Origin of the sequence: Streptomyces sp. NPDC006458, from assembly GCF_040612135.1 — a bacterium.
Taxonomy (GTDB): Bacteria; Actinomycetota; Actinomycetes; order Streptomycetales; family Streptomycetaceae; genus Streptomyces.
In genome coordinates, this window is record NZ_JBEXPR010000019.1 from 153,232 (window position 1) to 164,089 (window position 10,858).

At 73.1% G+C, this 10,858-nt stretch carries 12 protein-coding genes; 2 read left to right on the forward strand and 10 right to left on the reverse strand.

Translation table 11 applies throughout. From position 1 onward, the window contains the following. The first annotated feature begins 33 nt into the window (after positions 1 to 33). Both ABZZ79_RS25455 and ABZZ79_RS25460 read left to right on the forward strand, forming a co-directional pair. Complete coding sequence (locus tag ABZZ79_RS25455; protein WP_356692337.1) at positions 34 to 540, forward strand: GNAT family N-acetyltransferase; 507 nt, start codon at positions 34 to 36, stop codon at positions 538 to 540. A gap of 92 nt (positions 541 to 632) precedes the next feature. Further along, positions 633 to 971 carry a PASTA domain-containing protein gene (locus ABZZ79_RS25460; protein WP_356692339.1) on the forward strand — a complete coding sequence of 113 codons (339 nt, stop codon included), beginning with the start codon at positions 633 to 635 and terminating at the stop codon, positions 969 to 971. A gap of 24 nt (positions 972 to 995) precedes the next feature. Here the strand turns inward: ABZZ79_RS25460 and ABZZ79_RS25465 are convergent, their stop codons facing one another. From ABZZ79_RS25465 to ABZZ79_RS25510, 10 genes are all read right to left on the reverse strand, one after another. Next, positions 996 to 1,691 (reverse strand): demethylmenaquinone methyltransferase, encoded by a 696-nt coding sequence (locus ABZZ79_RS25465; RefSeq protein ID WP_356692341.1) that lies wholly within the window; start codon positions 1,689 to 1,691, stop codon positions 996 to 998. Between the two features lie 60 nt (positions 1,692 to 1,751). Then, positions 1,752 to 2,351, reverse strand: coding sequence for a hypothetical protein (locus ABZZ79_RS25470; RefSeq protein ID WP_356692343.1), 600 nt, complete (start codon positions 2,349 to 2,351; stop codon positions 1,752 to 1,754). Positions 2,352 to 2,418: 67 nt separating this feature from the next. Continuing rightward, positions 2,419 to 3,615, reverse strand: coding sequence for a cyclic dehypoxanthinyl futalosine synthase (mqnC, locus tag ABZZ79_RS25475; RefSeq protein ID WP_356692345.1), 1,197 nt, complete (start codon positions 3,613 to 3,615; stop codon positions 2,419 to 2,421). A gap of 125 nt (positions 3,616 to 3,740) precedes the next feature. Continuing rightward, positions 3,741 to 4,535 (reverse strand): A24 family peptidase, encoded by a 795-nt coding sequence (locus ABZZ79_RS25480; RefSeq protein WP_356692394.1) that lies wholly within the window; start codon positions 4,533 to 4,535, stop codon positions 3,741 to 3,743. A gap of 92 nt (positions 4,536 to 4,627) precedes the next feature. Continuing rightward, positions 4,628 to 7,636, reverse strand: coding sequence for a BTAD domain-containing putative transcriptional regulator (locus ABZZ79_RS25485; RefSeq protein ID WP_356692347.1), 3,009 nt, complete (start codon positions 7,634 to 7,636; stop codon positions 4,628 to 4,630). 389 nt (positions 7,637 to 8,025) lie between these two features. Further along, on the reverse strand, positions 8,026 to 8,445 hold the full coding sequence (locus tag ABZZ79_RS25490; RefSeq protein WP_356692396.1) for a pilus assembly protein TadG-related protein: 420 nt from the start codon (positions 8,443 to 8,445) through the stop codon (positions 8,026 to 8,028). Positions 8,446 to 8,471: 26 nt separating this feature from the next. Beyond that, complete coding sequence (locus ABZZ79_RS25495; RefSeq protein ID WP_356692349.1) at positions 8,472 to 8,900, reverse strand: TadE/TadG family type IV pilus assembly protein; 429 nt, start codon at positions 8,898 to 8,900, stop codon at positions 8,472 to 8,474. Continuing rightward, positions 8,897 to 9,349, reverse strand: a complete 453-nt coding sequence (locus tag ABZZ79_RS25500) for a TadE family protein (RefSeq protein ID WP_356692351.1) — start codon at positions 9,347 to 9,349, stop codon at positions 8,897 to 8,899. Before ABZZ79_RS25500 ends, ABZZ79_RS25495 begins: the two co-directional genes overlap by 4 nt. Before the next feature lie 23 nt (positions 9,350 to 9,372). After that, on the reverse strand, positions 9,373 to 9,639 hold the full coding sequence (locus ABZZ79_RS25505; RefSeq protein WP_356692353.1) for a hypothetical protein: 267 nt from the start codon (positions 9,637 to 9,639) through the stop codon (positions 9,373 to 9,375). A gap of 55 nt (positions 9,640 to 9,694) precedes the next feature. Next, positions 9,695 to 10,615 carry a type II secretion system F family protein gene (locus ABZZ79_RS25510; protein WP_356692355.1) on the reverse strand — a complete coding sequence of 307 codons (921 nt, stop codon included), beginning with the start codon at positions 10,613 to 10,615 and terminating at the stop codon, positions 9,695 to 9,697. Between the last annotated feature and the right edge of the window lie 243 nt (positions 10,616 to 10,858).

Here is a 10,858-nt window from a genome sequence, read left to right on the forward strand (position 1 = left end):
GCAGAATTGATCAACCGGCTGAAGGGCTGCCCAGTGAACCGAGCTCTCCCCGCTGTACGGCTGCGCGTTCCGACCGACGAGGACGCCGTCGTATGGCACCGGATCTTCGACGACCCGGATGTCATGGAGTTCCATGGCGGCAAGGCCTGGGAACTGTCCGCGTACGAGGAGCTGACCGCCCGCCAGCGCCGGCACGACGCCGAACTGGGCTTCTGCCTGTGGAGCATGCTCGACGAGTCCGGCGAGGTCATCGGCTTCACCGGGGCCCAGCCGTGGCCGGGCGAGTGGGGGCCGAAGGGCCGGATCGAGATCGGCTGGCGGCTCGCCCGCCCGCACTGGGGCAAGGGCTACGTCACCGCCGCCGCGCGGGAGACCCTGGAGCGGGTCCGCGCGGCGGGCGTGAAGGACGTGGTGGCCATGGTCAACGCCCGCAACGACCGCTCGATCGCGGTGATCGACCGGCTCGGCATGCGGCTGGCCGAGACGTTCGTCAGCCCGGAGTCGAAGCAGCAGGGGCGCTGCTACGAGCTCGACCTGTGACACACGGTAATCAACTGCTACGGAAAGCGACTTGACGCTTCCGGGCGGCACCCTCGGCGGTTACCCTGCCAGTACCGCTGGGGGTGACATCTGTGCGCATCACACGCAAAACACCCGAAGTGCATGTGCCGAAACTCGTCGGGCTGATGGCCGTCGACGCCCGCCGTGAGGCCGAGGCGTACGGGGTGCTGCTCTCCGCGCCCGACCGGCCCGACTTCCACCTCACCGTCGTCGACTACGTCGTACGGCAGTACCCGCCGCCCGGTGCGGAGGTGCCGCGGGACGCCGTCGTCACGGTGTGGTTCGACTTCGGGGACGGCGAGGGCGGCGGAGGCGTGCGGGAGCCGCGCGTGCCGCGCCCCGGGGGCGGCGGACTGGAGCGGGAGCCGGACGCCCCGGGCGATCCGTACCCCAGCCTCGCCGGCGGATGACGGCTCACGACGCCCCAAGCGTCCTCAGGCCCGCTTGAACCCCCGGTGCAGGGCCACGACCCCGCCCGTCAGATTGCGCCACGCCACGTCCGACCAGCCGGCGTCCTGCAGCCGCGAGGCCAGCGCGGGCTGGTCGGGCCAGGCGCGGATGGACTCGGCGAGGTAGACGTACGCGTCCGGGTTGGACGACACCGCGCGGGCGACCGGCGGCAGGGCGCGCATCAGGTACTCGGTGTAGACCGTGCGGAAGGGCGTCCAGGTCGGGTGCGAGAACTCGCAGATGACGACCCGCCCGCCGGGCCGGGTGACCCGGTACATCTCGCGCAGGGCCGTGCCGAAGTCCTGGACGTTGCGCAGCCCGAAGGAGATCGTCACCGCGTCGAAGGTGTCGTCCTTGAAGGGCAGCCGCGTGGCGTCGCCCGCCGTGAACGGCATCCAGGCCTGGCGCCGCTTGCCGACGCGGAGCATGCCGAGGGAGAAGTCGCAGGGCACGACGTAGGCGCCGGCCTGGGTGAAGGGCTGTGAGGACGTGCCCGTTCCGGCGGCGAGGTCCAGGATCTTCTGCGCGGGGCGGGCGTCGACCGCCTTCGCGACCTCCTTGCGCCAGCGCCGGTCCTGCCCGAGGGACAGCACGTCGTTGGTGAGGTCGTACCGTTCCGCCACGTCGTCGAACATCGAAGCGACTTCGTGCGGCTGCTTGTCCAGGGATGCGCGGGTCACGGGTTCATTGTGGCAGCAGGGGGTGCGCCGGCCGGGCAGCGGCCCTCCCGCCGGGGCGCGTCAGCGCGCCCGGTAGACCAGTCGGCCGCCCAGCACCGTGGCCACACAGGTGCCGGACCCCTCGCGCACCAGGGCCGTCCGGTCCGGCACGTCGAAGACGGCGAAACGGGCGGGGCCGCCCGGCAGCAGGGCAGGCAGCAGGATCAGCGGAACCGGGGAGAAGGACGGCGGGCCGGGCAGTGACGGCGGGCGCTGTCCCACGAGGAGCCCGGCGCGCCGCACCGCGTCCAGCGCGCCCCGCTCGCGCAGCTCCCCCGCGATGGCGACGCTCCCGTGCGCCAGGAGCCGCTGCACTCCGCGCCGCGCGCTGGCGCCCCGGCGGGCGGGGTCCGCGCGGAACAGCGCCTCCGCGCGCGGCCCGCCGATCGGCCGCGTGCCGTACGTGTCGGCCTCACGGGGGTCCGGGTGGTACGTCTGCTCCAGCAGCTCCGGGCCGTACGGGTTTAGCAGTCCGGGCGTGAGGATGCCGGGCCAGTGGCGCACGCGCGCCTGCGGGTGGGCGGCGGCCAGCTCCTCGTACCGGCCGACGGCGGCGAGGTGCGCGCCGTCGACCAGCACGACGGCCTCGGGCGAGGCTTCGGCGACGTGAAGGGTCAGCAATTCCGGACCAGTTCCCAAACGGTCGGCTCGTTCCGGCGCGGAGCGGGGCCCCGGCGCGGAGCGGGGCTCAGTTGGCGGCGAGGATCTTCAGTTCGGGGTGGGCCGTGCCGCCCTCGATGGCGGTCGAGGAGATGTGGGAGACCACGCGCTCGTCGACGGGGTCGTTCGCCGGGTCGTCGTGGACGACGAGGTGCTCGTACGTCGTGCTGCGCTGGGCCGGGACACGGTCGGCGCCGCGGATCATCTCGATCATCTCCATCAGGTTGGAGCGGTGCCTGGCACCGGCAGCCGAGACGACGTTCTCCTCCAGCATGATCGAACCGAGGTCGTCCGCGCCGTAGTGCAGGGTCAGCTGGCCCGCGTCCTTGCCGGTGGTGAGCCAGGAGCCCTGGATGTGGGCGACGTTGTCGAAGAACAGACGGGCGATGGCGATCATCCGCAGGTACTCGAAGATCGTGGCCTGGGTGCGGCCCTTCAGGTGGTTGTTCTGCGGCTGGTACAGGTACGGGATGAAGGCCCGGAAGCCGCCCGTGCGGTCCTGGACGTCACGGATCATGCGCAGGTGCTCGATGCGCTCGGCGTTGGTCTCGCCGGTGCCCATCAGCATGGTGGACGTCGACTCCACGCCCAGGTTGTGCGCGGTCTCCATGATCTCCAGCCAGCGCTCGCCGCTCTCCTTCAGCGGGGCGATCGCCTTGCGCGGCCGCTCCGGGAGCAGCTCGGCACCGGCACCGGCGAAGGAGTCGAGGCCGGCCGTGTGGATGCGCTGGACGGCCTCCTCCACGGACACCTTCGAGATCCGCGCCATGTGCTCGACCTCGCTCGCCCCCAGGCTGTGGATGACGAGCTGCGGGAACTCCTTCTTGATGGCCGAGAAGTGCTTCTCGTAGTACTCCACGCCGTAGTCCGGGTGGTGGCCGCCCTGGAACATCACCTGCGTACCGCCGAGTTCCACGGTCTCCGCGCAGCGGCGCAGGATGTCGTCGAGGTCGCGGGTCCAGCCCTTGTCGCTCTTGGGCGGGGCGTAGAAGGCGCAGAACTTGCACGCCGTCACACAGACGTTCGTGTAGTTGATGTTGCGCTCGATGATGTACGTCGCGATGTGCTCGACCCCGGCGTAACGGCGGCGGCGTACGGTGTCGGCGGCCGCGCCCAGCGCGTGCAGCGGGGCGTCGCGGTAGAGGTCGAGCGCCTCCTCGGGGGTGATGCGCCCGCCCCCGGCGGCTCGGTCGAGGACGGACTGGAGGTCGGCCTTCTCGGTCACCGAGGTGTCCCTTTCGTCAAGGGTTATGGACGGACTGATCCAGCCTACGCCAGGCGTTCCGGGGGGCCGGGCTGGGGCTCGGCGCGTGACCGGGCCGATGCGTTCGCGTGCGCCCCCCGCGCCTCCTAGGCCGTGTACGCCCCGGCCAGGACTCCCAGGAAGGCTCCGCCGATGAGGAAGGGGCCGAACGGGATCGCCGTCTTGCGGTCCGCGCGGCGGGCGACGACGAGCGCGCCGCCGTACAGCGCGCCCAGCAGGAACCCGGCGAAGGTGCCGAGCATGACCGTCCCCCAGCCGTACCAGCCGAGGGCCGCGCCCGCGCCGAGGGCGAGCTTCACATCTCCGAAGCCCATGCCGCCGGGGTTGATCAGGTGCAGCAGGAGGTAACCGGCGCCGAGGGCGAGAGCGCCGAACAGTGCCGTCGTCCACTCCCCCGCGTGCTCGGGCAGCAGCGCGGCGAGGCCCAGCAGGGCGAGGGCCGCGGCGGCCAGGGGCAGGGTGAGGGGGTCGGGCAGGCGCTTCACCCGGAGGTCCACGGCGGCCAGCAGCACGCCGACGGGGGCGAGCAGCAGCCAGACGCCGAGTTCGGGACGGGTGCCGGTGGCCGCGGCCAGGGCGGCGCAGACCAGTGCGGTGGCGGTGGCCAGGGGCAGGACCGCGGGGCCGTACGACGGTCCCCTCGCGCCCGGGGCGACGTACCCGGCGTCGGAGCGCAGGCGCGTACCCGCGGCGGAGGCGCACCGCCGGCAGCGCGCCCGCCCGAGCCATCCGCGCAACGGATGCCCGCCCGGGCACCGCTCGCGCCACGGCTCACCGGACGGCACCGCGAAGCGGTGAACGGCGCGGGGCAGCAGGGCGCCGGTGAGCGCGCCCCACAGGGCCGCGAGGACGAACAGGGCGAGGTCGACCGTGTCGGCCACGGCCAAGGCCGCCGCGCGGTCGCCCAGCCCGGAGGCCGCCGCGCTCGCGAGCCCGGCAGCGCCGGCCCCCGCCGTCCTCACCATCGGTCCGTTCACCCCACGGCCGCGACGCTGTCGCGCCACGACGGGAGGAACTCGTCCAGCAGGGCCTCCGTGCGGGGCGGGAGGCCGCGGGCGCCGCTGCGGCCGACGAGGTCGGCGGCCAGTGTGGTGAGGCGGGCCGTGTCACCGGTGGCGTGGGTGGCGCGCAGCAGTTCGTTCCAGAGGCGTTCGTCGGCGGGAGCCGTCCGCAGGGCGGCGTCCAGGGCCTCGATCGCCTTCTCCGCGCGGTCCTTCTCCAGGTGGAACTCGGACAGCGCGAGCCCGATGTCCGCGACGAGCAGCGGGAGCTGGGCGTCGATGATCTCGTGGGTGAGCCAGCGGTAGCGGCCCTCGGGCCGGTCGGCGAGCAGCGGGCCGCGCACCAGCACGAGCGCGTCGGTGAGCAGCCGCCCGCGGACGACGCGGTTGTCCACGCCCCGGCCCTGCGTGGCCTCGTGGTAGAGCGAGCGCAGCACGTCGAGGTCGGAGACGACGGACTTGGCGAGGGTGAGGCGCCCGGCGGAGTCGGTGGCGAGGCGGGGCGTGCCGTCGGGGTCGGCGCCGAGCCACTCGCGCAGCCGGTCGAGCAGCGCGTCGCGTACGTCGTCGGTGACGCCGCGCGGCCACAGCGCGGAGGCCAGCACCCGCGGGTGCACGCCCTCGCGGTGCAGGAGCAGCAGGGCGAGGGCCTCGTGCTGCAGCGCGCTGCGCTCGCCGTCGGGGGTGTCCAGGCCGATGATCTCGTACGAGCCGACGAGGCGGGCGTAGACGGCGGGCCGGCCCTGCTCGCTGATGTCGACGAGAAACGGCGGGGTGGTGGTGGGCCCGTCGGGGCCGTTGCTGCCGGGGTCGGCCTCGACGAAGAGTTCGACGACGGCTCGCTGCTGCGGCACCGGCAGGAGCTGGGCTGCGAGTTCGAGGCCGAGGAGGGGCGCGAGCAGCTTGCCCTCGTCGGTGATCTCCATCTCCCAGGCGGCGCCGGGCAGATCGCCGGACTCGGTGCCGACGAGGTAGCCGATGCCGAGCCGGCCTGCGTCGGCGGCGAGTTCGGCGAGCCTGAGGGCGTCCTCGGCGGACGGCTGGGCCGCGAGCAGCACCAGGTGCGGCGCCCAACGGGTGTGCTGCGCGGGCCCGGTGCGGCCGGTGAGCACGGAGTCCTGTCCGGCGGCGCCGAGCGCGCCGCGCCGCTGCCGGGTCTCCGCGCCCATGGTTTCTATCAGGTCGTCGATGCCGTCGAGGTGGCGCAGCCGGTTGGGGGCGAGCGGGGTGAGGTCCTCGCCGAAGCCGACGAGGGTGATGGTCATGCGGTCCGACCAGCCGTTGGTGGCGAGTTCGGCGGCGACGGAGGCGAACACGGCCGCCCGGTCGGCCTCACGGCCGCTCAGCGAGACGAGGCCGGGCACGGCCTCCAGGTTGAGCAGCAGCCGCGACTCGTCCATCGTGCCGAGGCTGACGAGGCCGGGGTACGGGGCGGCGGTGTCGACGTCCTCGTAGCGTTCGGCGTCGGCGCGGGACAGCATCCAGAAGGTCTGGTCCTGCCCGAGCTGCCAGGGGGCGGGCGGCCTGCCCGTGGGCTGGGCGAGCTGGAGGTGCAGGTCGCCGTTGCTCAGCCAGGCCGCGTAGACGACCGGAAGCGGGCGCGACTCGGCGGTGAGGGCGGCGGCGAGGCCGCGCAGCGAGCGGTCCAGCAGGCGTACGGCGTCGGGGTCGGCGCCGACCATCAGCGCGTCCTGGGCGTCGGCGGCGGCGCCGGTCGGGGTGGGCGGCTCCATGCCGCGCCGCCCGCCGACGGCACCGACCGCCGACTGCCACAGGGCCTGGCGGCGGCGCCGGCCGAGGGCGCCGAGCAGGCCGGCGGCGAGGAGGGGGGCGCCGAGGAGTGCTTCGGGGAGGCCGAAGGAGCGGCCGTCGTCCGTCTCGGTGGCCTCCTGCCCGGTCTGGGCCCGCTGTTCGGGTCCGGCATGCCGCTGACCGGCGTCGTGCCCGGGGGCGGGGACGGGGGCCGGGGCGGGCCGCTGCCCGGGCAGGGACACCTCGCCCGCGCCGCCTCCGGCCCGCTCGCCGCCCGCGCCCTGGCCGCCGCCCTGCTGCTCGGCGTGGTCGCCGGTCCTGGCGTAGTCGTGGATCTGCCGACGCACCTCGGGCGAGACGCCGGGCGCCTCGTCGGGCATCTCGACGAGTTCGCCGCCGCGGGCGTCCCCGGGCATCTCCATGATCCAGCCGGGCCGGATGAGGCTGGCCTCGGACAGCCGGGAGCCGTCGGGCTGTACGCGGTCCTTGTTGAGCTCGTAGATCTCCTTGTAGCGGCGGCCGTCGCCGAGGTGGCGTTCGGCGACCTCCCACAGGGAGTCGTGATGGCGCCCCTCGGGCGGCTGGATCCGGTAGTACTTCGTGTCGCCCTCGCTCGCGGCGCCGGGCGTGCCGGTGTGGGCGGCGGCGTCGGCGGCCTGTTCGGCGAGCGCGGCGGCGGTGGAGGCGGCCTGCTCCTGCTGCTGGGCGAAGATGCCGGGCGTCGCCTGGGCGGCGGCGACCGTGGGGCGCTGGTTGCCCTCCAGGTTCTGCCCGAGCTGGGACAGTCCCGGGGTGAGGCCGGCGGCGGTGGCGCCGACCAGCAGCAGCGCGGCGACCAGCTGCCGCGCGAGCAGCTGGCTGGGTCCGGCCCCGGGCACCCGCCCCGGCACGCCGACCCCGGACACGGCGGCCTTCACCTCGACGAGCACGCAGGCGGTGAACTGCGCCCAGGCCAGCCACACGATGACGGTGAGGATGTTGAGGAACGTCTGCACCGAGATCTCGCGCTGCAGCCAGTCCAGGCCGGGTGCCCCGTCAGGGAACGGCCATCCGAACGTCGCCGCGAGTCCCAGCGGCACGCCGAGGACCAGCGCGGCCAGCGCGACGAAGGCGAGGAACGCCTTCACGAAGTCCCCGAAGGTGCGCCGCCGCACCCGGACGGGCTGCGGGGGGCGGTTCCTCGGGGTGCTCGGGCTTCCCGTCGAACTCGAACTGGAGCGTCGCGGCATGGGAGATGTCCTGGGGTGGGTTCTGATGGGTGTACTGAGCCTACAGAGATCTTAGGAAGTCGCTCCGGAGGGCGTCGGAGCTGAGCGGGCCGACTCCGAACACGTCGTACGAAAAGCCCGGGTTTCCCTGGACAATCGGGCCGCTCCTCACAACGCCCACACAACCGGCGCGTGACGGAGCAGGTGAACCCGCCTTGCCCGGGGCGGGTTCCGTGGCGATGACCCGCCGCACCTGCCACCGGGCCTCCTCCCAGCGGGCGTTGCGCTCAAGGCCGACGCCGGGGTGGTGTGGGGGGCGTTCGCACTGGACTACGCGGTGCGGCTGCCGCTGTCGCGCGAGCGGTGGGCGTTCGTGCGCCGGTGAGGCTCGCTGACCGCAGGGCCCCCGGTCAGCCCACCTCGTTCTCCGCCACCGCCTGGCCGCGTACGACCACGTCGCCGCCGTAGAACATGCCGGTGAAGACCGGGGAGTACGTCAGCTGGATCTCGACCTCGACCTGGGCCGCGTTCGCCGCCACGCAGTGCGACGCGGCGATGTCCGCGCCGGTCATGTCCATCTCGCGGGCGAAGGCCTTCACGCGGGCGTCGCAGTTCCCGAAGTTGATGGGGGCCGGGCCGCCCTCGTTGTCGTAGAGCGCCTCGCGGTCGATGTCCTGGGCGGCGTACCGGGCGGCCTGTTCCGCGATGTCCGCCGCGCGCTCCCGCTTGGAGATGGACATGCCGCCGTCGATCACGAAGGCCGAGAGGGAGAGGAAGACGAGGGCAAAGATGATCACCGCGCCCGCGCCCGAGCCGCGGTCGTCCAGCATCGCCCGGCGGGCGGCGATCCATGCCCTCACGCCGTCCTCCGGAACGGGTCCAGCGGTGAGCTGAAGCTCGCCGAGAGTGTCGTCGGGATGTCCAGGCCCAGCATCGCCAAGCCACGTACCTCGCAACTGACCTCGACCGTGAAGAAGGTGTCGGGTTCGAAGCCGGGGCTGGTCTGGCGGACGGAGACCGGGCCGGAGCACACGTCCGCGAGGTCCGCCCGCGCCGCCTTCCGCGCCTCGGCCATCGCCGTCACATGGTCCTTCTGGATGGAACCCGCGCGGGCGGCGTCACGGGCGGCCCCGTCGATCGCGCCGCGGCCGTCGACCAACTGGCCGAAGGCGACCAGCACCAGGATGAACAGGATCATCACCGGGGCCAGGATGACCACTTCGACCGTGGACAGACCTTCGTCGGGTCGCAGGGCTCGTACCGGCCGTTCCTCGGGCGTGCTCACGGATTCCCCCCTTCCGGCACGAACCGCTCCACCGGGCCCGACGACCGCGCGTGCACCGTCAGGTCCAGGCCGGGGAAGACCGTGGGCACCCGCGCGGTGATCTCCACGCCGACCGTGTTCTGCTCCGGCTGGAGCATCCGCACGTCCGGGGAGAGCACGAGCTGCGGGCCCAACTGGGCGATGTAGGAGTCGACCACGTCCCGCGCCTCGGCGCGCCAGCCGCCCGGCTGCTGGTCGGCCGTGGCGCGGGCCTTGCGCGCGCCGGCCTGGGCCGCGGCCTGGGCGACGTGATCGGCGAAGAAGTACAGCGCGAACTGCACCGTCGCGAAGATCATGAAGAACAGCACCGGCGTGAGCAGCACGAACTCGATCGCGGTCATGCCGGAGTCGCCGCGGGCGGACAGCGTCTCCCTCCTGCGGCGCAACCAGCGAACCACGCGCACCAGCACAACCCCCGTCGATCCCGCGGCCGTCAGCAGGTCTTGCCCGCGTCCGCGCCCTTGATGCAGTCGCCCACCTTGGTCGCGCCCTCGCTCAGCGCGGCGTTGATGATGGCGGCGACGACACCGACGATCGCCACGACGACCGCGGAGATGATGACCCACTCCACCGCGGAGGCACCGCGGTCGAGTTCGCCGGAGCGGGCACGCTCCACGCGGCCGCGCAGGAAGGTGACGAGGAAGTCCACCGCCGGGATGCCGGTGCGGAAGTCCTTGGTCGTGGTCTTGGGTGCGTTCATGAGGGTTCTTTCCTCTCGACTCAGCTGAAGATCGGGGCGGGCGGCAAGGGAGACATCACACCTGGAACACCCGCATCGCCGCCGGGAAGATCAGGAACACCAGGAAGCCGGCGCACAGCAGCAGCTGCGCGACGAGCATCGACTGCGACTTCTCGCCCGCGCTGCCCTCGATCTCGGCCAGCTCACGGTGGCGCATGGTCTCGGCGCGGGAGGCCAGGGACTCGCGGACCTTGGCACCGTCGTCCGCGACAAGGGCCAGCGAGGCCGACAGATCCTTCAGTTCCTCCACGCCCAGCTCCTCACCGAGCTGTCCGAGCGCCTGCCACTGGCTGATGCCGGTGATCCGGGCGTCGGCGAGGGCGTTGCGGATGCGCTGCGTGGCCCAGCCGTCGGAGACCTCGGCGGCGGCCAGCAGCGCCTCGGGCAGACCGCGGCCGCCCGCGAGGCTCATCGACACCAGGTCCAGGTACGCCCCGATGACCCGGCGCAGATCACGGCGCTTCTCCGCGGCGTCCCGCCGGACCTCCAGATCGGGCAGGAAGAAGAACAGGGCCGCGCACAGCAGCGCCAGCCACACGGGGATGACCGGGCTGCTGCCGAAGCCCATCGTCCAGACGACGGCGAAGAGGAACGGGCCGAAGAGCAGACCCGTCGTCCCCAGCAGCACCTTCGTCGCGAGGAACTTCTCCCAACTGCGGTCCAGCACCGCCAGGTCGGCCCGCAGCGAGCGCTGCTCCCAGCCCTGCTGGACGAAGAACTCGGCGACCCGGACGCCGACTTCGGCACGCAGCGACGCGAACCGGCCCGAGTCCTGGCCCCGTCGGGCCGACTCGTACGCCGCCCCGCGCGCCCGCATCGCGTCGATCCTGGCGACCTGCGCGACAGCGCTGCGCTTGGTCGGCATCAGGGCGCGGATCAGGGCGTACACGCCCAGGCCGAGGATCACCCCGACGACGATCGGCATGGTCAGGCTCACCGCCGTGCCTCCGCGTCCGTCGTGAGGACCGTCGCCGTGGTCCGGGCGTCCGTCGTGAGGACCGTTGCCGTGGTCCGGGCATCCACCGTGCGGCTCATCGCCGTGGTCCGGGCATCCACCATGCGGCTCATCGCCGTGCTCCGGGCATCCACCATGCGGCTCATCGCCGTGCTCCGGGCATCCACCATGCGGCTCATCGCCGTGCTCCGGGCATCCACCATGCGGCTCATCGCCGTGCTCCGG

Coding starts and splice junctions, on each gene's coding strand:
- ABZZ79_RS25485 (WP_356692347.1), bottom strand. CDS start 7,636: ATGCCGCGACGCTCCAGTTCGAGTTCGACGGGAAGCCCGAGCACCCCG.
- ABZZ79_RS25505 (WP_356692353.1), bottom strand. CDS start 9,639: ATGAACGCACCCAAGACCACGACCAAGGACTTCCGCACCGGCATCCCG.
- ABZZ79_RS25490 (WP_356692396.1), bottom strand. CDS start 8,445: ATGCTGGACGACCGCGGCTCGGGCGCGGGCGCGGTGATCATCTTTGCC.